Raw genomic sequence first — 19,375 nt, forward strand, 5'->3', positions numbered from 1 at the left:
ATATTCCTGCTGTTCGTCATTTCGCCCCGGGAGCGCGTTCAACGAGCAGTGGGGTGGTGCGTGGAATTCCTTGTAACCATACTCCGGCGTCGTCAGACTTGCCCAGCCGAGGGCACGATTCCGGCACGCCGGACGAGGACTGCAATAGCGTTTCGGTTGACCCGCCGAAAGCGTCGAAAGGAAGGCGTATGTCCAAGAAATCCCGAAAGAAATCGTCCAAAGCGCCCTCCGGCAGTCCGACGGCTAAAAAGAAGACCCTGAAAACGCGGGCATCGACTCAAGCAAAATCCGCGAAGACGCAGCGGGCACCGGCGAGCAAATCAGCCGGGACTTTAGCAAAAGCAGGATCACATAAGGCCGCATCGAAACAGTTAAATTCCTCCAAATCGGCATCGGCGCCCGTGACGGCGAAGTCCGGCCTGGCCGAAGGCCAAAAGGCACCCGCCTTCCGCCTGCCCCGCGACGGCGGCGACGTGGTCACATTGGCGGACTATGCCGGCCAAAAGCTCGTCCTGTTCTTCTACCCCCGCGCCGACACGCCCGGCTGCACCCGGGAAGCCATTGACTTCACCCGCCTCGCCGGCGCCTTCGCGGCCGCCGGCACCGCCGTGCTGGGGATCTCCGCCGATCCGTTAAAGGCTCAGGAGAAGTTCCGCGACAAGCATAGTCTCAAGGTCCCCCTGATCTCGGACGAGCAGCACGAGATGCTGGAAGCCTATGGAGCCTGGGGCGAAAAGTCCATGTATGGCAAGAGCTTCCTTGGAATTCTTCGCACTACGGTGCTGGTCGGGGCCGACGGTAAAGTCGCCAGGGTCTGGCGCAACGTCCGGGTCGACGGGCATGCCGACGCGGTGCTCGAAGCGGCAAGAGGCCCTTAACCAATCCCTGGAATTCGCCTGTTCCTGTTTCCGGAAAATTAACCATGACCAGCCCAGATTGCTGCGGCAATTAGGGCCGTACGGACTCATCCGACCGGCGCGGGAGTGCCGATGTCGAAAAGTTCTGCCCAATATTCGCAGTACCCCCAACATCATCCTCACGACCACGGACGGGCCTTCCAACGCCGTGCTGCCGTCGCGGCAGCCGCAGCGATCCCCCTTCCCGCGACTGACGACGCCTACACCATCGTCCATGCCGGCAAGCAGGTCCGCTTCGGGCCCGTGATGTTCTGGATCGTGGTCGGAACGGTGGTGCTGCTCGGTCTCTGGTCGGCGGCGACCGCCACCTATTTCGCTTTCCGTGACGACGTCCTGACCCGGCTGATCGCCCGCCAGGCCGAGATGCAATATGCCTATGAGGACCGCATCGCCGAACTGCGCGCCAAGGTCGACCGCACCACCAGCCGGCAGTTGCTCGACCAGGAGCAGTTCGACCAGAAGCTCGACCAGATCATGAAGCGCCAGACGGCGCTGGAGTCCCGGGCCACGGCACTCGGGGCCATGCCCGACGTAACAGGTTCGATTCCCCGCGCAGCCCCGCAGCGCGGCGAGGCGAGCCAGAGCACTCCGAAGCCCTCGCCGATCAGCGACACCGTGATCTTCGTGGCGCCGCCGGACCGTGAGGCACGGCTCGAATCGCGCGCGCCGACTGTGGCGGCACCTCCGACCCACCAATTCGCCAAGAACCATGGTTTCGACAACGTACTGGTCCGGCTCACGACCTCGCTCGACCAGGTCGAGCGTCGCCAGATGGCGGCGCTCAGCGCCGTCGAGGAAGGCATGGATTCACGCATGCGCCGGATGCGCGGCGTGGTCAGTGATCTCGGCTTGAATCTCGCCAGTCTCGAAGCCGCCGTGCCGCGCACCGCGATGGGCGGGCCTTTCGTGCCCGTCAAGCTGACCGCCAATGCCGGGCCGTTCGAGAAGCAGCTCTCTCGCATCAACACCACGCGCGCCGAGATGGACCGCCTCAATCGCACGCTGGCGCTGGTGCCCTACCGCAAGCCCGTCATCGGCGAGGTCGAGTTCACGTCCGGCTTCGGCGTCCGCAGCGATCCCTTCCTCGGCCGGCCCGCGATGCATACCGGGCTCGACTTCCGCGGCGCCACCGGCGATCCGGTTCGCGTCACCGCCAATGGCAAGGTGGTTTCCGCCGGCTGGTCCGGCGGTTACGGCCGCATGGTCGAGGTCGATCACGGCAACGGGCTTTCGACCCGCTACGGCCATCTCTCCGAGATCAACGTCAAGGTCGGCGAGACCGTGAAGATCGGCCAGGTCGTCGGCCTGGTCGGCTCGACCGGTCGCTCCACCGGTCCGCATCTGCATTACGAGACCCGCATCGAGGGTGAAGCGGTCGATCCGCAGAAATTCCTGCGTGCTGGCGTGCGCCTCAGCGCGAGCTAGGCCCAGCTCCTCCGTTTCGGCCGCGCAGCTGCTCTACCGCCGGCCGCCGCCCATCCCTCCTCCGGGACCGCCGAATCCGCCGCCACCCATTCCACCCCCGGGACCCATCGGCCCGCCGGGCGAGCCCATGCCGCCCGGGCCTGACGGGCCGCTTGGTCCGCTCGGTGCGGAGCCGGGGCTCGATCCAGGTGGAGATGCCCCCGGTGCGCCGGGCCGACTGCCGCCCGGATGGGGCGTGCTGCGATCCGGGTGCATGATCGAGCCACCGGGCGACCGGTTCGGATTGCTGCCGCCGGGTGCAGCTGCCCCGGGTCCCTGACCGATGGCCTGCGCCGAATCCACCTGGAAGCCGCGGGAACGGTCGAATGCACCATTGACCACCATGCGCGCTTCACCGGCTGCCGGCCCGAAACGCGAGCCGTCGCGGGCCACGAGGCCGGAGCCGAGCTGGAGGTTCGCGCCGGCGCGCTGCACATAGGCCTCGACCGACAGACGGCTTGCGCCGACGAGATCTGAGAAATCGTCGATCCGCGTGCGCGTCGCCTGCATCGCGCCCTGGCTCGCGCTGCCTTCGACCTGGACGCGCTGGCCGACCAGCAGCGGATCGACACCGTTCAGTTTCAACCCGCCAATTCGCAGGCCGTCGGGTCCGCGCTCGACCAGGCCGGTCACGCGCTCGGTCGCCGCACGCCGCGGCTCGACCAGGCTTGCGACGACCACGCCGTCGGTCCGGCGCAGACCATAGACGGCCACTTGCGTGCCCGGGCGGAGCTTGCCCTCCTTGTCGCCCGCGACGATTTTCTGGCCGAGCACCGTCAGCTCGTTGCCCTTCACCCGCTCGACCGGACCTGCAACCTCGCTCGCGATCGTGATGTTGCGCGTGACGAGCGTGCCGTCGGCCTGGCGGACCGCGACCACGCGCGCAAGCTGGCCGATGCGGAGCGCTTTGGCGCTTGCCGCCTCGCCGTCGATCCGGACCGGCACATCGCTGGCATAAGTGATCCGCTCGCCGTTGACGTAGATGCTGCCGAAGCGCTGGATGACGCCCACGATGCCGGTACCGCCGATGCCGTGGTCATCCCCGCGGGTGATCCCGGTGCCGCCGATGCCCTGATCGGTGCCGCGCTTGACCTGCGCATGGGCCATCGCGGTGCCGGCGAGCCAAAATCCTGTCAGCAGCAGACGGCGGGAGATCAGCGGCGGCCGGCTCATGCATAACCGCCTTCCTTGCCGCTTTCCTTACTATTTTCCTTACTGTTTTCCTTGGCCCCGCTCTGCTCGTCGGCGTCCTCACTGTAAATGTAGATGCCGAAATTCCAGCGGGCGTCACCGCCCTTGTCCTTGGCGAGCGCGCGGTTGGCCTCGCGGTTGGCGGTCTTCAGCGCGTCCATGGCGAGCTCGCGCGAGCGCGCCTCGAGCTTTCGCGCCAGCTTCGGCGAGATGTTGTTGTAGTGCACCGCGCGTTCGAGGAAGCGCGGCCCATCGGAGACGTTCTGCGCGGCGGCCGCGATGTGGTCGTGCAGATTGCGACCGAGATAGTGCCACTTGCTGTCGTCCTCGCCGCTCGGAACAAAGGCCGCCTCGACCAGCTCGATCTCGTCCTCCGCGTTGATGATGACGAGCTTTCGGTCGATCCATTCGTCGAGCACAGCGCGCGGGCGCACGTCCTTGGTGACGGACGCAACCAGCTGCTCGAACGACGGCGCATCCGCCTCTGCCGTGCGCGGCAACGGCAGCGGCTCGCCCTTGGCATCGGTGAATTCGGGCGCGGCCAGCCAGCGCGCGATCACCGCGCTGGTCAGCGACACCGCCGCCGGCGCCTCGTGCACGGGCGCACCCGCGCCGCGCAGCCGCGCCACCTCCTTGCGATGGATGCCGGTGAGCAGGCTGACGCGGCTGTCGGTCTGCTCCTTGCCCTCCAGCGCGAAATCGTGCTCGGCGACGTTGACGAAAAGCTCGCGAAGCAATTGCGCCAGCGCCGGAAAAGTCATCCCGCTACGGATGCAGAGCCGCACGAGCGGGCGCAGCAGCCGCGCCAATGGCGCGTGCAGCTTCGCGGCGGCATTCGGCTGCGGAGCCGCTGCTTTGGACCCGGGCTTGGCGTTCATTTCTGAATTGTATCACGCCTCATGTGGGACACAATCCCACATTTTTCGCCTCGGCGATTGACGTGGTAAAGTTTCCCACATATACGAGACGCCACTGAGGGGCGCGACGTAAAGGGACAACACCCATGGCTGACCGCTTGGTCCGCATTTCCAGTTCACCGCGTTCCGTGCCGGCTTCCGGCCGGGAGCGCGGCACGATCGACCCGATGCTGCCGGGGCTGCTGCGCGGCGTGATCTTCATCTCGGTGCTGGCCGCACCGTTCGTCGCAGCCATTCTGGCAGGCTGACCGCCATCATGCATCACACTCAAGGAACCTTGCACGACACTCCGCGCCGCCCGTCGGTGCTGCACATCTTCAAGATCTATTATCCCGACCTGTTCGGCGGCACGCTCACGGTGATCCGCGACATCTGCGCGAACCTGAAGGACGCCTTCGCCTCCGCCGTGCTGGTCTGCTCGCAAGCGCCCGAAAAACGCCAGATCGTCGTCGACGACGTGCCGGTCGAGCGCGTTCGCTCGTTCGGCAATCTGTTGTCGCTGCCCGCCGCCCCGACCTATCCCTGGCGTCTCTGGCGGAAGATCGCCGAGCACGATTTGCTCGCGCTCCACGCACCCTTCCCGCTCGCCGATCTGGTTTTCGCGTTCGGTTTCGGCCGGAAGCGGCCGCTCGTGGTGCACTGGCACGCCGACATCGTCACCCATGCCGGCCTGCGCTGGTTCATCGAACCCCTGATGCGGCGGACCTTGCGGCGCGCCAAGGCGATCATCGTCTCCGACCACGTGCTGGTCGACAACACGCCGCTGCTCCGCGAATACGAGGACAAATGCCACGTCGTGCCATTTGGCATCGACATCTCGGGTTACGACTGGCCGAAGATCGAGCCGCATCACGTCAATGATCGCGGCCGGCTGGTGCTCGCGTGCGGCCGGCTCGTGCCTTACAAGGGCTTCGACGTGCTGATCCGCGCCGCGGCCGCATACAATTTCGAAGTCTGGATCGTTGGCGAAGGCACCGAGCGACCGCGGCTGGTGCAGCTGATCGAGGAGCTTGGGCTCTCAGAGCGCGTCCGCCTGCTCGGCTCGGTCAAAGATTGCGAGCGCATCAAGCTGATGTGCCTCGCCGACGTCTTCGTGATGCCCTCCGTCACCACCGCCGAGACATTCGGCCTTGTCCAGCTGGAGGCCATGGCCGCAGGACGCCCGGTCGTGAACACGGCGCTCGACACCGCAGTGCCGCGGGTCGCCCGCCACGGCATGGAGGCGATCACCGTGCCGCCCGGCGACGCCGAAAAGCTTGGCGAAGCCATCGACACGCTGATCCGCGACCCCGAACGCCGCCGGCGCATGGGACTTGCGGCGCGCAACCGCGCCCTCACCCGATACTCGGCCTCGGCTTTCAAGCAGGGCATGGAAACAATCTACCGCGACGCAATTGCCGCGCCATGCCAGCAGCGTTCGGCGAGCGCCGAGCCGGCCACCGGTTGGCTCGACAGCATCCGGATCGCGGCGACGCTGGCCTGGTCGGACATGCGCCATCGCTACGTGCGTTCGCTGCTCGGCCCGTTCTGGATGTCGCTCCAGATGGCGATCGTGGTCGCGGTGCTCGGTTCGGTGATCGGGCAGATGTCGAACGCCGACGTGCTGTCGCGTCTACCCATGCTCGCGCTCTCGATGACGGCCTGGACCTTTCTCAACAGCGTGGTGCTCGATGCGACCACGGCGCTGCAGAACTCCGCGAGCCTGATCCGCGACCGCGCGCTGCCACCGGTCATCTTCCTCCTGCAATGCACGTTCCGCCAGGGACTGTTCGCGCTTCATAACGCCTGCGTGCCGCTGCTGCTGTGGCTCATCCTGTCGCGCCACGACCTCTCCCACGCGCCGGCGGCGCTCCCCGGCCTGCTGCTGTTCGTGGTCTGCACCTTCGCCTTGAGCCTCGTTCTCGGCGCGATGGCAACGCGCTATCGCGATCTCAAGCCGATCGTCGAATCGACGCTGATGCTGGCATTTCTTGCCTCACCCGTGATCTGGTCGTCGGACATGATCAACCATCGCTCGACGGTGATGCGGCTCAATCCGCTGACCCATCTGTTCGCGGTGTGGCGCGAGCCGCTCGTGGGCGGCCACGTTGATCCCGTCAGCATCGCCTATGTTCTGGTCGCGTTGGCACTGCTGGTCTTTGCGAGCATGCTGACGCTGATCCACCTGCGCAAAGCCGCATTCTGGATCTGACCCATGGTCTCGATCAGCCTGCGCAACGTCTGTCTCGATTACCCGCTCTACGGCGCCTACGACTATTCGCTGAAGCGGCGGCTGCTCGGCCATCTCATCCGCGAGCCGGGGGAGACGCGGATCATCCGCGCCGTGGATAACGTCTCGATCGAGGCCGAAACCGGCGCCCGCATCGGGCTTGCCGGCCCCAACGGTTCCGGCAAATCGACACTGTTGCGATTGATCGCCGGCGTTTATCCGCCGAGCAGCGGCAGCATGACGGTTCAGGGCAATGTCGTGCCCCTGCTCGGCCTCAACGCCGGCGTCAATCTCGACTTCGTCGCCGAGGACAACATCGCCCTGCTGCTGCGGATCAGCGGCCGCAAGCCGACCCGCGAGATGATCGACGAGATCTGGGCCTTCACCGAGCTCGAGACGCGCATGCAGCGACTGCCGCTGCGGATGTTCTCCTCGGGCATGCTGATGCGGGTGCTGTTTGCGACCGCCACCGCGTTTCCGGCCGACATCCTCCTGCTCGACGAATGGCTCAGCGTGGTCGACGAGCATTTTGCGGAGAAGGCCCAGGAGCGGCTCCTGAACCTCGTGTCGCAGGCGGCGATCGTGATCATCGCCTCCCACGATCAGCCGCTGCTGCGTCGGACCTGCACCCGCATCGTCAACCTCGATCACGGCCGCGTCGCCTCGACCGTCACGGTCGCCCCGCCGGCCACCCACGCCCTCGATCTCCACGAGAAACGCGCATGAAGCAGAACATCCTCGTCATATCCGAAGCGCTGGGCGAGCCCAACCACAAGCGCGGCATCTTCCACTTCACCCGCGAGCTGATGCGCTCGCTCGCGGCCGAGGGGCACGAGCTGACGCTGCTGGTGGAGACCACGCGGCGCTATCGCAAGCTGCAGCGGCGCGAGCGGCGCACCAAGCTGTTTCCGGCAGAGGCGCGCAACATCGAGCTGCTCGCCCTCTATCGCTTCCTCGACGAGGTCAACATGGCCGAGCCGGTCGTGCGTGGCGGCCTGCGCCGCACGCTCGACTGGATCCGCCACAAGGCCACCATGTCCGTGTCGTGGGACTACATCATCTGTTTCCTGCGCGCGATCGGCCTGCGGGCTTTGCGCGCCCGGCTGATCGAGAACAGGACCGCGGCGCTCGAATACGTCCCGCCCGACCTGCGCCATCTCGAGCTGTTCCGCGAGTTTCAGCTCGAGCCCGGCTTCTACAGCTACCAGGACTCCTCGGCCTTCTTCCTGCTGCCGCCGCCGCGGGTCGATGCCCGCGGCTACGACGTCATCGTCGTGGATACCCCGACCCGGGTCGCGATCACGCGCAGGCCCGGCGCCAAGGTGATCTGCGTCGTGCATGATCTGTTGCCGCTCACCGACCTCAAGCTCAGCGATATCGCAACGCGGCTGTTCCTGTCGCGGCTCCTGACGAGCCTGCGCCAGGCCGACGAGCTCGCCTTCGTTTCAAACTACAGCATGATGCGGTTCAGGGAGCTGCTGCCGCAATTTGCGCACCTGCCGGCGCGGGTCGTGTATCCCCGCACCCGGTTCGACGCCCCGGATGTCCTGCACCTTCCAGCCCCGTCGGGCCGTCCGGGGCGGCCGAGCTTCGTCGTCATCGTCTCGAACGAGCCGCGCAAGAACGTCGCCACCGTCGTTCGCGCCTTCCGTGGCGTGCCCCAGGCCGATCTCGTCGTGATCGGCTATGCTGGCGAGATCGGCCGGATGCGCAATCCGCCGCAAAATGTCCGCTTCGCCGGCTATGTCGACGAGCACGAAAAGGCCGCCCTGATCGCCGAGGCACACGGTCTGATCATGCCGAGTTTCGCCGAGGGGTTCGGCGTGCCGATCATCGAGGCACTGGCCGCGAACACGCCGGTGCTGTGCTCCGACATCGCCGTGTTTCGCGAGGTCGCGGGCGAGCTCGCCGACTATTTCGACCCGTTCTCGACCGACTCGATCGCCGCCTCCGTCACCCGCGTGCTGACCCGGCAGGAGGAGTGCCGCGGCAGGATCCGAGCGCGACGGCACGAGCTCGCCGAGCGCTTCGGCTACGAGACCCAGGCCCGCGATTTCCTCGGGCATCATGCGCCCGCGGCAAGCCTTGTCGGCGCGCAACTCGCTTCATACGGATGACCGCCGAATCCGCGTTGTGGTCCGGTCCTGCCGATCGGCAAGGCAGGACCGGCCGATGGCAGAGTTGGCGCAGCTCGGCCGCGCTGATCCGGGCCGCAGACGTCCTTGCCGCCCTGATCGCGGCGTCCCTGCCCTGGTCCACGACAGTGCCGTCGATCTTCGTCGGACTCTGGCTCCTGGTGGTGACGCCAACCATCGATTGGCGCGACTATGGACACGAGGTCGCGCGGCCGGCGTTTGCCCTGCCCTTCGCAATCCTGCTGCTCGCACTGCTCGGCCTGCTGTGGTCGGACGGCGCGTGGGCGGATCGGCTGCATGCGATCAAGCCGGTCGCAAAGCTCGTGCTGATTCCGCCGCTGCTCTACCATTTCAGCCGGTCGGAGCGCGGTCTTTGGGTTGGCCTCGCCTTTGTCGTGTCCTGCGCCTTGCTCGCCGTCTTCTCCTGGATCGTGTTGCTCGATCCCGCCTGGAAGATCACGGCGACGGCGTCATCAGGCGTGCCCGTCAAGAACTACATCGACCAGAGCCAGGAGTTCACGCTGTGCGCCTTCGCGCTTGCCCTGCCCGCGCTGACCTTCTGGCGTCGCGGAAACGTGGTCGCGACGGCGGCCTGTCTGGCGCTGATCCTGCTGTTCGCGGCCAACATGGTGTTCGTCGCCTCCGCGCGCACGGCGCTGCTCTGCATTGCGGTCCTGCTGGCTCTGTTCGCCTGGAAGCATCTCAACCGGCGCGCAACGCTGGTCCTGCTCGCGGGCACGGTCGCCGTAACCGCGCTGGCCTGGGCGACGTCGCCCTATCTGCGCCAGCGCATCACGGACATTGGGGTCGAATATCGCCATGGCCATGAGGACATCAGCCGTGCCTCGACCGCGCAGCGGCTGACCTATTGGCGCAAGGCGATCCACAGCTTTGCCGAGGCGCCCTTGATCGGGCACGGCACCGGCTCGATCAAGCGGCGGTTCGAACGCGCCGCCACGGGCGGAAGCAGCCTCGATGCGGAGGTCGTCAACAATCCGCACAACCAGACCCTCAACGTCGCCATGCAATGGGGCCTCTTGGGCGTCGTTTTGCTCCACGCCATGTGGATCGCCCATCTCCGCCTGTTCCTCGGCGGAGGGCTCGCAGCCTGGATCGGGCTGGTGGTCGTCGTGCAGAACGTCACGAGTTCGCTGTTGAACTCGCACCTGTTCGATTTTCACGAGGGCTGGATGTATGTGCTCGGTGTCGGGGTCGCCGGCGGCACGGTGTTGAAGGCCAAAACCCGCAGCCAACCGTGATTACTGGCTGCGCTCGTGGCCGACCTCGCCGGTAATGACGTCGCCGAACAGCTCCCAGGCCTGCCCGTTGAAACGCATCAGCTGCATCTGCTCGATCGGAAAGTAGTCATCTGGCGACGTGTTGACCATGATGCCCGGCAGCATCAGGTCGGTGTGGAAGTCCTTCAGGCTGGACGCCTGCTTCATGACGTTCTCGCGCGTGAGATTGTCGCCGCACTGCTTGAGCACCTGCGCCATCGCCTCGGCCTGCACATAGCCGTAGATGTTGTTGGAGTTGGTCTTGTCACCATCGGGGTAATATTTGTCCATGAACTCCCGCCATTTCACCACGGCCGGATCCTTGTCCCAGGTCGGGTCGGTCGGGTCCTTCAGGTAGACGGTCGAGATGATGTCCTTGGCGTAGTCGAGCCCGGCGGGCTTGAGCACCGAGGCGACCGAGGTCGCGGTGTTGGCCAGGAAGAACTTCGGCTTCCAGCCGAGCTCGCCCACTTTCCGGATCGCCTGCGCCGATCCCTTCGGGGCGGCCCATGAGAAGAAGATATCGGCACCTGAATCGTGAAGTGCGACGATCTGCGAGTCGATCGAGGGATCGCTGACCTCGTAGGATTTGTCGGCGATGATCATGTTCGCCTTGTCGCCGAGCCCGTCTTTCAGGCCCTTGAACTGGTCCTTGCCGGCATCGTCATTCTGCCAGAACACCGCGATCTTGCTGTTGGGAAAATGATCGCGAATGTATTTCGCGTAGATCCGCCCCTCGCTCTGGTAGTTCGGCTGAAAGCCCATGGTCCACGGGAAGTTCTTGGGGTCGCCGAACTTGGTGCCGCCGGAGGCGACGAAGAGTTGCGGCACCTTCTTGGCGTTCATGTATTTCATGATCGCGGAGTTCGAGGGCGTGCCGAGCGCCTGGAAGATCAAGAGCACCTCGTCGCTCTCGACCAACTTGCGCGCCTGCTCGATCGCCTTCGGCGGCGAATAGGCATCGTCATAGCTGATGAAGTCGATCTTGCGTCCGTTGATGCCGCCCTGGTCGTTGACCATCTTGAAATAGGCAGCCTCGGTCTTGCCGATCACCCCATAGGACGACGCCGGCCCGCTATAGGGCATGATGTTGCCGATCTTGATGTCGGTGTCGCTGGCGCCGGGGTCGTATTTCTTCTGCGCCAAGGCCGGTGTCGTGACGAGCACGCCGGCAACAAGCATGGCGAGGGCAAGATTCTTGCGACGACCCGGCATTGGTCTCCCCTGTGTTTTGTAGTCTTGTTTTGCTGGGAGTGTCGCAAGGCGGGTTGCGCCTGGCAAGCGCCGCGATTTTCCGCAAGGTGAAACAGCGGATGTGGAACTACGCGCTGCGCCGCAGCAGGCGCGAAGCGCGCCCGTCAATGACCAGCAACGCGCTGCCGATGACGATGGCGCCCGCGATCTCACGCGCGGAGATCGGCTCCCCCAACACCAGCCATCCCAGCAGAATGGCGGTGACGGGAATGAGCAGCGTCACCAGCATGACATTGCTCGCGCCCGAGCGCCGCACGATCTGAAAGAACACGATATAGGCGAGCGCCGTCGACAGCGCGGCAAGGCCGAGCACCGCGGACCACGTCGCGACGCCCGGTACTGCGAGGCGCCATGGCTGCTCGACGACGCCGGCGACAATCGCCATCATCACCGTCGACACCATCAGCTGAAACGTCGCCGTGCCCAGCGGCGGGGAGTCCCTGAGCAATCGCCGCGCTGCCAGTGCGGCGAATCCATAACTGAGCGCCCCGCCGAGGCAGAGCAGAATGCCGAACCCCTGCCCTGGCCTCGTCTCGAGGCCCCATCCGCGCAGGATGACGACGCCGACGAGGCCCAGCGCCACGCCTGCGACACGGCGGATATGCAAGGTCTCTTCGCCTGCCGCAGCCATCACCAGCACCGTGAACAGCGGCGTCGTCGCGTTCAGGATCGATGCCAGACCGCTCGGGATGAAAGTCTGGCCGATCACGATCAGCGAGAACGGGATGACGTTGTTGAGCAGCCCCATCGCAACGAACGGCGTCCACCCCGTCATGCCCTTGGGCCAGCCGATCCCCTGCATGCGCAGCAGCGGCAGCAGAATGGCCGCACCGAGCGCGACGCGCAGGAACACCAGCGTCAACGGCGGCAATTCCCGCAACGCCGCGCCGTTGAAGAAGAACGAGCCTCCCCAGAGCACCGAGAGCACAGCAAGCAGCGACCAGTCTCGCGCGTCGATCCGGCTATCGGTTGGGGACATGGGCTTTCACGTCGGTAGTCGGCCCATGGGCTTAGGATGACACGGCGAACACAGCCACCCGATTTCCGATGAAAGGCCGATCCAAGAAGCGAATGCCGAGAACGAGTGGAACGATCGAAATTGCCTGTGACGATGCAGCCGCCTAGGACGGCTTCTTCGGCCGCGACACCAGCTCGATCATCTTGCCTTCGTCGTCATCGGGCATTGCGGCCTTGGCCTGCGCGTACGCCTCGACCGCGGCACGTGAGACCAGCGGCTTGTCGGCCAGCAGGCTCTCGGCGAGCTTCACGGCGTAGGCTGCATCCTTGTGCCGCAGCGCGGCCGTAAAGGTTGCACCGGAAAAATCGCGGGCGACCATGCGCTTGGAATGACGCTGGACCTGCGGACTGGCGGCGACGCCTGCCTGGATCGACTCCAGCACGAGGTCCATGTCGAGCCCGGCCTGCTCGGCGATCGCAAGCCCCTCGGCGAGGCCGGCGATCTGGATCGCGCCCATGAGATTGTTGATGAGCTTGTAGACGGTGCCGGAGCCGACCGCGCCGAAATGGCGGATGGTCGAACCGATCGGCTCGAGGAACGGGCGTGCGCGTTCGAGATCGGCGGCATCGGCACCGACCAGCAGCGTCAGTTTTCCGGCGGCCGCCGCGTCCGGCAAGCCAGTCACGGGGCAATCGATATAGATCAGTCCGCGTGCATTCAGCTCGCGGCCCATCTCGCGGGCATGGTCATAGGAGACAGTCGAGCATTCGATCGCAATGGTGCCGGCCTTGGCGGTCTTGGCCGCGCCCTTCGGCCCGAGCCAGACCGCGCGCGAGGCCTCGTCGTCGGCGACCATGGTCACGACGGCGTCGGCATCGATCGCCGCATCCTCCGGCGAGGTCGCCCAATGCGCGCCGCGCGCGATCAGGTCCTCTGCCTTGGCCTTGCTGCGATTCCACAAGCTGACCGTGTGGCCGGCATCGAGATAGCGGCCGGCCATGCCGTGCCCCATCCGCCCCAATCCGATGAAGGCGACGCGGGGCATGATCAGTCCACGTCCTCGACGTCGCCGGCGGTGGTGCCGAAGGCGCGCTGCGCCAGCGTCGCGGCCATGAAGTCGTCGAGCTCGCCGTTGAGCACGCCCGATGTGTCCGAGGTCTGCACGCCCGTGCGCAAATCCTTCACCATCTGATAGGGCTGCAGCACGTAGGAGCGGATCTGGTGGCCCCAGCCGATATCGGTCTTGGCGGCCTGGTCGGCGGCGGCCTTCTCCTCGCGCTTCTTCAGCTCGATTTCATAAAGGCGCGCGCGCAGCATGTCCCAGGCTTGGGCCCGGTTCTTGTGCTGGGAGCGGCCGGCCTGGCAGACCACGGCGACGCCGGTCGGAATATGCGTGAGGCGCACCGCGGATTCGGTCTTGTTGACGTGCTGGCCGCCGGCGCCGCCCGACCGCATCGTGTCGACGCGGACGTCGGATTCCTTGATGTCGATCTTGATACTGTCGTCGATGACGGGAAACACCTGCACGCTCGAGAACGAGGTGTGCCGCCGCGCGTTGGAATCGAACGGCGAGATGCGCACGAGGCGGTGCACGCCGGCTTCCGTCTTCAGCCAGCCATAGGCATTGTGGCCGGAGACCTGGATCGTCGCCGACTTGATGCCGGCTTCCTCGCCCTCGGACTCTTCGAGATATTCGACCTTGAAGCCGTGCGTCTCGGCCCAGCGCGTGTACATGCGCAGCAGCATCTGCGCCCAGTCCTGGCTCTCGGTGCCGCCGGCGCCGGCATGGACTTCGAGATAGGAATCGAAGCGGTCGGCTTCGCCCGACAGCAGCGCCTCGAGCTCGCGCCGCGCCACTTCCTTTTTGAGGTTCTTCAGAGCAGCTTCGGCCTCGGCGACGACGCCGTCATCGCCCTCGGCTTCGCCGAGCTCGATCATGCCGATATCGTCTTCGAGCTCCTGCTCGACCTTGCCGATGCCCGAGAGCGAATCCTCCAGCGAGGTCCGCTCCTGCATCAGCTTCTGGGCCTTCTGGGGATCGTTCCAGAGATTGGGATCTTCAGCGAGCTTGTTCAGCTCAGCGAGGCGCGCCGTCGATTTCTCGACGTCAAAGATGCCTCCTCAGCAGCCCGACTGACTGCTTGATCTCTTCTACCAACCGTTCGATTTCGGCGCGCATGTCGTTCTCTGGTCTCGCGGAATCCCGCGTGCAATTCGAGATGGGGATGTAGCGGCGGCGGCTGCAAAGCGCAACCGCCGGAACCGCGATCGTCCGTGTTATCCGGCCTTAGTAGAGCCCGCCGGTGCCGGGCCGCATGAAGAAGCCGGAATCCGGCTGTTGCTGCTGCGAGGCCGGCATGCCGCCGCCGCGCCCGTCTGCGTCGGCCACGCCGATGACGGAGTAATTATCCGGCGGAGCCGTGCCCGGCTTGAAGGCTTCGAGGATGGTTCCGCCGGTCTCGCCGGGACCGGCGCGCATGCCGGTCTTGGAGACGACGCGCACGAGCTTGATGCCGGCCGGCACCTTGAACGGAACCGCGGGCTTGTCGGCGAGCGCGAGCTTGAGGAAATCGCGCGCGATGGGTGCCGCCAGATGGCCGCCGGTCGCAGCATTGCCCTTACCCAGCGGCCGCGGCTTGTCGTAGCCCATATAGATGGCGACGGCGACGTCGGGCGAGAAGCCGACGAACCAGGCGTCCTTGGCCTCGTTGGTGGTACCGGTTTTGCCGGCGACCGGCTTGCCCACTTCCTTGACCACGGTCGCGGTACCGGCCTGGACCACGCCTTCCATCAGCTCGGTGATCTGATAGGCGGTCATGGAATCCAGCACCTGCTCGCGGCGGTCGATCAGCTGCGGCTCGGCCTGGTTCTTCCAGCCGCCCGGCGCGTCACAGCCGCGGCATTCGCGCTGGTCGTGCTTGAAGATGGTGCGGCCGTAACGGTCCTGGATACGATCGATCAGCGTCGGCTTCACGCGGCGGCCGCCATTGGCCAGCATCGAGTACGCCGTGACCATGCGCATCGCCGTGGTTTCGCCGGCGCCGAGCGCGTAGGACAGGTAGTTCGGCAGCTCGTCATAGACACCGAAGCGGCGGGCATATTCGCCGATCAGCGGCATGCCGATGTCCTGCGCGAGGCGCACCGTCACCGTGTTGAGCGATTGCCGCAACGCGTTGCGCAGCGTCACCGGTCCCTGGAATTTGCCAGAAGAGAAGTTTTCCGGCCGCCACACGCCGGCGCCCTGACCCTGATCGATTTCGATGGGAGCATCGAGCACGACAGTCGAGGGCGTATAGCCGTTGTCGAGCGCAGCCGAATACACGATCGGCTTGAAGGACGAGCCCGGCTGCCGATAGGCCTGCGTGGCGCGGTTGAACTGGCTCTGGTCGAACGAGAAGCCGCCGACCATCGCAAGCACGCGGCCGGTCCAGGGATCCATCGCCACCATCGCGCCCGACACTTCGGGGATTTGCCGCAGCCGGTACTGGCCTTCGACCGGATGTCCCTCTTTGCTATAGAGCGGATCGGCATAGATCACGTCGCCGGGGGCAAGCACCTGCGCCACGGACGTCGGCGTCTTGCCCTTGGCATTGCCCTGAACCGCGCGTGCCCAGCGCACGCCATCGAGCGTGACAATGCCGGTCTCGCGCTGCTTGCTGACGGCGCCGCCGAGTTCGCGGCTCGGCTGGAAGCCGATGCGCGCCGACTGGTCGCTAGTCTCCAACACCACCGCCATACGCCACGGCGAGATGTCGGAGAGCGATTTGATCTCGGCGAGCTTGACGCCCCAGTCGCCCGAAATATCGAGCTTGCTCATGGCGCCGCGATAGCCCTGCTGCTCGTCATAATTCACGAGGCCGGTGACCATCGCCTTGCGCGCCATGACCTGGATCTTCGGATCCAGCGTGGTGCGGACGGACAGACCACCTTCGTACAACTTCTTCTCGCCGTAGCGCTCGAAGATGTCGCGGCGAACTTCCTCGGCGAAATATTCGCCGGCGAAGGTGTGGGCCCCGTTGGAGCGGCTGGTGACGGCCAGCGGCTCCTTGCGCGCCTTGTCGGCGTCGGCCTGCTTGATCCAGCCGTTCTCCAGCAAGCGATCGACGACATAGTTGCGACGCTCGATGGCGCGGTCACGGTTGCGCACCGGATGCAGGGTCGCCGGCATCTTCGGCAGCGCCGCCAGATAGGACGCTTCCGCCACCGTCAGCTCGTTCACCGACTTGTCGAAATAGACCAGCGAGGCCGCCGCGATGCCGTAGGCGCCGAGGCCGAGATAGATCTCGTTGAGATACAGTTCGAGGATCTTGTCCTTCGAATAGGTCTTCTCGATGCGCATCGCCAGCAAGGCTTCCTTGATCTTGCGCGCGAAGGAGACCTCGTTGGTGAGAAGGAAGTTCTTGGCGACCTGCTGGGTGATGGTGGAGGCACCCTGCGGACGGCGGTTCGAGCCGTAGTTCTGGATATAGACCAGACCCGCGCGCGCCATGCCGGTGTAGTCGATGCCGCCATGCTCGTAGAAGTTCTTGTCCTCGGCCGCGAGAAACGCGTTGATCACGAGCTTGGGCACCGCCTGGATCGGCAGGTACAGCCGCCGCTCCTTGGCGTATTCACCGACCAGCGAACCATCGACCGCGTGCACGCGAGTCATCACCGGCGGCTCGTAATCCTGAAGCTGAGAGTAGTCCGGCAAGTCCTTGGAGAAATGCCAGATCAAGCCTGCCACGGCCCCGACACCAACAAGGAACACCACTGTTCCCGCGGCGAACAGGAAGCCCATGAACCGCACCAGCAAGCGCATTATCTGTTTATCCGTTCAAACTCTGGATCAGCCCAGTATCAGCCCAGTATCGGTGCCTTGGCACCCCAAACTGGCGCCAACCTCACGTCGCGAATTCGCCGGCTTACACAATACCATCTGTGCCGGACTTAAGACGCTTGCCGAACGGGATTCTCGCCGATTCCGGAACCCCCTGCGGCGTTTTTATAAAGCGCCCGCTGTGGCCAAACTAGGGCTTTTGCGGCGGGACGCAAAAACCCTTTCAGTTTGAAGGCCTTTTGGGGCCGTCAATTGCGCGATCTCCGGATCGTCGGTTCGACGATCCCCGGATCGTCGGTTCGACGATCCCCGGGTCGTCAGTTTGACGATCCTGCCGTCGCCATCCGTTTGGTCAAAAACCCGTCGATCGCCTGCGCCATCGAGCCCACGGCCTTGGACCGCCAGCCCTCGGAGACCAGGTGCTCCAGGTCGCCCTTGTTGGAGACATAACCGATCTCGACCAGCACCGAGGGCACATCGGGCGCCTTCAGGACGCGGAAACCGGCCGACTTCAGGGGATGCTTGTGCATCCGCACCGTCGACTTCATTTCCCCTATCAAGAGGCGGGCGAAACGGTTTGAAAAGGTGCGGGTTTCTCGCTGCGTGAGGTCGATCAGGATGTCGGCGACATCGGTCGGCTCCTCCGCGAGGTTGAAGCCGGCAATCGCATCTGCCCGGTTTTCCGCATCCGCCAGCCGCTGGGCCTCGGCGTCGGACGCCTTGTCGGACAGCGTGTAGATGGTCGCGCCCTGCGCATCACCCTCGGCACGCGGCAGCGCATCGGCATGGATCGAGACGAACAAGGCGGCCTTGAGATTGCGGGCGATCTTGGTCCGGTCATTGAGCGGAATGAAGGTATCGTCGTCCCGCGTCATGACCACGCGGTACTTGCCGGCCTTCTCCAGTCTGTCGCGGAGCGCCACCCCGAACGCCAGCACCAGGTTCTTCTCGCTCTCGCCGCTCGACTGCGTGCCATTGTCGATGCCGCCATGGCCGGGATCGATCACCACCACCGGGCGGCCATCGGCCTTCTGCTGCGCCGTGTCGGGGGCCGCGGTCGCGGGAGTCGCGGCGGGCGGCGCCTCGGCGATCGTGGGCCGCAGCTCAGGCCGATTTTCGGGCGCGAGCGCCTGCACGAACGCGGCGCGATCGACCTCCTCGAGCTCCAGCACGAGCCGGGCGGGCTGGCCGTTGGCCGCCTCCACCACGTAGGACTTGGCGATCTTGGCCGGTCCGGTCAGGTCGAACACGATTCGCGAGCCGCCGGGCATGACCAGCCCGTAGCGGAAAGCCTTGACCAATCCGCGCCCCCCGGCCCCCGTCCCCGCCGGCAGCTGAAAATTGACCTGCGGCACGTCGACGACGACCCGGTACGGGTCGGCCAGCGTGACGGCACGGAAGGTGACGGCCTTGTCGATGTCGAGAATGAAGCGGGTCTGCTTGCCGTCGCCAGCCAGCCGGGCGGCCGAGGCGATCGGAAAATTTGCCGCTGCAACAGCGGGTTGCGGCTGGCTCTCCGCCGCCCTCAGGCGCGAGGAATCGGCACACGGCAACGCTGCAGCGCACAGCAATGCGCATCCCAGCAAAACCCGTTGATTTGTGCGGCTCGCCACCGATTCCGTGCCTCCGAGCAGCCCTCTTTAACGCAATAGAACCACAGGGTTAATCGATCCTTAATGACAGAAACGCGAAACTCGGCGACTGTGACCGCCGTGCGACGCTCCCTTGCACGGATGGCTCATTCCTCGTATGTACGGAATGCTGACGGCCGATATTTCAGGTTGTGTCGCATTCAGCCTCCCGGTGCACCGCGGGAACTCTCAAGGTTTGGGAATTCCAGCGTTTTCCGTTTCCCTCAAAGACCAGCGCGGTGCGCGGCAGCGAGTGGAACGGGTCAAGCGCCGGCGGCGGAACGGTCCCGGGTTACCACTTTCGTTGCCGGGGCGGTTCTGACAGCGATGTAACCCATTACCCGATCCCTTGATCCCAAGGGAGCGGTTCGTGATCCCCAAGGCGAGCGCGCTCGCGCCATGCCTGGCCAGCAGCAACTGATTGAAGGGCGGCCTCGCCGCCCAATGTTTCATACGGGCCGACGCTTGATGCGCCAGACTGTGCCGACGAATTCTGAAGGACCATTCGCGACGCTGCGGAGTGACAATCCCGCGCGCCGCCTTGGTCCTGAAGCTTCCGGTCCGGCAAGGCGCGAGAGACGGCGTTTCGGCCTTCCCCTCACC

General features: G+C 65.3%; 15 protein-coding genes. 7 read left to right on the forward strand and 8 right to left on the reverse strand.

Annotated elements, in window-relative coordinates; translation table 11 throughout:
• Positions 1 to 188 precede the first annotated feature (188 nt).
• Together AC0WRY_RS18640 and AC0WRY_RS18645 are read left to right on the forward strand one after the other, a co-directional pair.
• The gene (locus AC0WRY_RS18640; RefSeq protein WP_491120314.1) at positions 189 to 878 is read left to right on the forward strand and encodes a peroxiredoxin; all 690 of its coding nucleotides are present in this window, start codon (positions 189 to 191) and stop codon (positions 876 to 878) included.
• A 111-nt stretch (positions 879 to 989) separates the two neighbouring features.
• On the forward strand, positions 990 to 2,342 hold the full coding sequence (locus tag AC0WRY_RS18645) for a M23 family metallopeptidase (protein ID WP_491120316.1): 1,353 nt from the start codon (positions 990 to 992) through the stop codon (positions 2,340 to 2,342).
• A gap of 33 nt (positions 2,343 to 2,375) precedes the next feature.
• Here the strand turns inward: AC0WRY_RS18645 and AC0WRY_RS18650 are convergent, their stop codons facing one another.
• Both AC0WRY_RS18650 and AC0WRY_RS18655 read right to left on the reverse strand, forming a co-directional pair.
• Positions 2,376 to 3,554 carry a DUF5666 domain-containing protein gene (locus tag AC0WRY_RS18650; RefSeq protein ID WP_491120318.1) on the reverse strand — a complete coding sequence of 393 codons (1,179 nt, stop codon included), beginning with the start codon at positions 3,552 to 3,554 and terminating at the stop codon, positions 2,376 to 2,378.
• Positions 3,551 to 4,450: a DUF6502 family protein gene (locus AC0WRY_RS18655; RefSeq protein ID WP_194402274.1), complete on the reverse strand. Its 900-nt coding sequence runs from the start codon at positions 4,448 to 4,450 to the stop codon at positions 3,551 to 3,553. The genes AC0WRY_RS18650 and AC0WRY_RS18655 overlap by 4 nt, the downstream gene beginning before the upstream one ends.
• A gap of 125 nt (positions 4,451 to 4,575) precedes the next feature.
• Here AC0WRY_RS18655 and AC0WRY_RS18660 point away from each other — a divergent pair, with 125 nt between their 5' ends.
• The 5 genes from AC0WRY_RS18660 to AC0WRY_RS18680 are packed head-to-tail and all read left to right on the forward strand — an operon-like array spanning position 4,576 to position 10,092.
• Positions 4,576 to 4,737, forward strand: coding sequence for a hypothetical protein (locus AC0WRY_RS18660; RefSeq protein ID WP_194402275.1), 162 nt, complete (start codon positions 4,576 to 4,578; stop codon positions 4,735 to 4,737).
• 8 nt (positions 4,738 to 4,745) lie between these two features.
• Complete coding sequence (locus AC0WRY_RS18665) at positions 4,746 to 6,680, forward strand: glycosyltransferase (protein ID WP_491120322.1); 1,935 nt, start codon at positions 4,746 to 4,748, stop codon at positions 6,678 to 6,680.
• A gap of 3 nt (positions 6,681 to 6,683) precedes the next feature.
• Positions 6,684 to 7,424: an ABC transporter ATP-binding protein gene (locus tag AC0WRY_RS18670; RefSeq protein ID WP_491120324.1), complete on the forward strand. Its 741-nt coding sequence runs from the start codon at positions 6,684 to 6,686 to the stop codon at positions 7,422 to 7,424.
• Complete coding sequence (locus AC0WRY_RS18675) at positions 7,421 to 8,815, forward strand: glycosyltransferase family 4 protein (protein WP_491120326.1); 1,395 nt, start codon at positions 7,421 to 7,423, stop codon at positions 8,813 to 8,815. The genes AC0WRY_RS18670 and AC0WRY_RS18675 overlap by 4 nt, the downstream gene beginning before the upstream one ends.
• Positions 8,812 to 10,092 (forward strand): O-antigen ligase family protein, encoded by a 1,281-nt coding sequence (locus AC0WRY_RS18680; RefSeq protein WP_491120328.1) that lies wholly within the window; start codon positions 8,812 to 8,814, stop codon positions 10,090 to 10,092. Before AC0WRY_RS18675 ends, AC0WRY_RS18680 begins: the two co-directional genes overlap by 4 nt.
• Here the strand turns inward: AC0WRY_RS18680 and AC0WRY_RS18685 are convergent, their stop codons facing one another.
• From AC0WRY_RS18685 to AC0WRY_RS18710, 6 genes are all read right to left on the reverse strand, one after another.
• Positions 10,093 to 11,325, reverse strand: coding sequence for an ABC transporter substrate-binding protein (locus AC0WRY_RS18685; protein ID WP_491120330.1), 1,233 nt, complete (start codon positions 11,323 to 11,325; stop codon positions 10,093 to 10,095).
• Positions 11,326 to 11,431: 106 nt separating this feature from the next.
• Positions 11,432 to 12,343 carry a DMT family transporter gene (locus tag AC0WRY_RS18690; RefSeq protein ID WP_194402281.1) on the reverse strand — a complete coding sequence of 304 codons (912 nt, stop codon included), beginning with the start codon at positions 12,341 to 12,343 and terminating at the stop codon, positions 11,432 to 11,434.
• Between the two features lie 142 nt (positions 12,344 to 12,485).
• Positions 12,486 to 13,367, reverse strand: coding sequence for an NAD(P)-dependent oxidoreductase (locus AC0WRY_RS18695; protein ID WP_491120333.1), 882 nt, complete (start codon positions 13,365 to 13,367; stop codon positions 12,486 to 12,488).
• Between the two features lie 2 nt (positions 13,368 to 13,369).
• Positions 13,370 to 14,501 (reverse strand): peptide chain release factor 2 gene (gene prfB, locus AC0WRY_RS18700; RefSeq protein WP_145659441.1). Its coding sequence is split into 2 segments (ribosomal slippage): positions 13,370 to 14,431 and positions 14,433 to 14,501, totalling 1,131 coding nucleotides; the frame shifts between segments, so codons are not numbered across the junction.
• A gap of 108 nt (positions 14,502 to 14,609) precedes the next feature.
• Entirely contained in the window at positions 14,610 to 17,123 is a 2,514-nt protein-coding gene (locus AC0WRY_RS18705; RefSeq protein ID WP_211417218.1) for a penicillin-binding protein 1A, read from the reverse strand.
• A 335-nt stretch (positions 17,124 to 17,458) separates the two neighbouring features.
• Positions 17,459 to 18,754, reverse strand: coding sequence for an N-acetylmuramoyl-L-alanine amidase (locus AC0WRY_RS18710; RefSeq protein WP_491120336.1), 1,296 nt, complete (start codon positions 18,752 to 18,754; stop codon positions 17,459 to 17,461).
• Between the last annotated feature and the right edge of the window lie 621 nt (positions 18,755 to 19,375).

Source organism: Bradyrhizobium sp. T-12 (assembly GCF_058314695.1).

What these genes read in the sequence shown, in the direction of transcription:
- AC0WRY_RS18650 (WP_491120318.1), bottom strand. Translation starts at nt 3,554, where the DNA reads ATGAGCCGGCCGCCGCTGATCTCCCGCCGTCTGCTGCTGACAGGATTT.
- AC0WRY_RS18655 (WP_194402274.1), bottom strand. Translation starts at nt 4,450, where the DNA reads ATGAACGCCAAGCCCGGGTCCAAAGCAGCGGCTCCGCAGCCGAATGCC.
- AC0WRY_RS18690 (WP_194402281.1), bottom strand. Translation starts at nt 12,343, where the DNA reads ATGTCCCCAACCGATAGCCGGATCGACGCGCGAGACTGGTCGCTGCTT.
- AC0WRY_RS18680 (WP_491120328.1), top strand. Translation starts at nt 8,812, where the DNA reads ATGACCGCCGAATCCGCGTTGTGGTCCGGTCCTGCCGATCGGCAAGGC.
- AC0WRY_RS18640 (WP_491120314.1), top strand. Translation starts at nt 189, where the DNA reads ATGTCCAAGAAATCCCGAAAGAAATCGTCCAAAGCGCCCTCCGGCAGT.
- AC0WRY_RS18695 (WP_491120333.1), bottom strand. Translation starts at nt 13,367, where the DNA reads ATGCCCCGCGTCGCCTTCATCGGATTGGGGCGGATGGGGCACGGCATG.
- AC0WRY_RS18675 (WP_491120326.1), top strand. Translation starts at nt 7,421, where the DNA reads ATGAAGCAGAACATCCTCGTCATATCCGAAGCGCTGGGCGAGCCCAAC.
- AC0WRY_RS18685 (WP_491120330.1), bottom strand. Translation starts at nt 11,325, where the DNA reads ATGCCGGGTCGTCGCAAGAATCTTGCCCTCGCCATGCTTGTTGCCGGC.
- AC0WRY_RS18645 (WP_491120316.1), top strand. Translation starts at nt 990, where the DNA reads ATGTCGAAAAGTTCTGCCCAATATTCGCAGTACCCCCAACATCATCCT.
- AC0WRY_RS18705 (WP_211417218.1), bottom strand. Translation starts at nt 17,123, where the DNA reads ATGCGCTTGCTGGTGCGGTTCATGGGCTTCCTGTTCGCCGCGGGAACA.
- AC0WRY_RS18670 (WP_491120324.1), top strand. Translation starts at nt 6,684, where the DNA reads ATGGTCTCGATCAGCCTGCGCAACGTCTGTCTCGATTACCCGCTCTAC.
- AC0WRY_RS18660 (WP_194402275.1), top strand. Translation starts at nt 4,576, where the DNA reads ATGGCTGACCGCTTGGTCCGCATTTCCAGTTCACCGCGTTCCGTGCCG.
- AC0WRY_RS18665 (WP_491120322.1), top strand. Translation starts at nt 4,746, where the DNA reads ATGCATCACACTCAAGGAACCTTGCACGACACTCCGCGCCGCCCGTCG.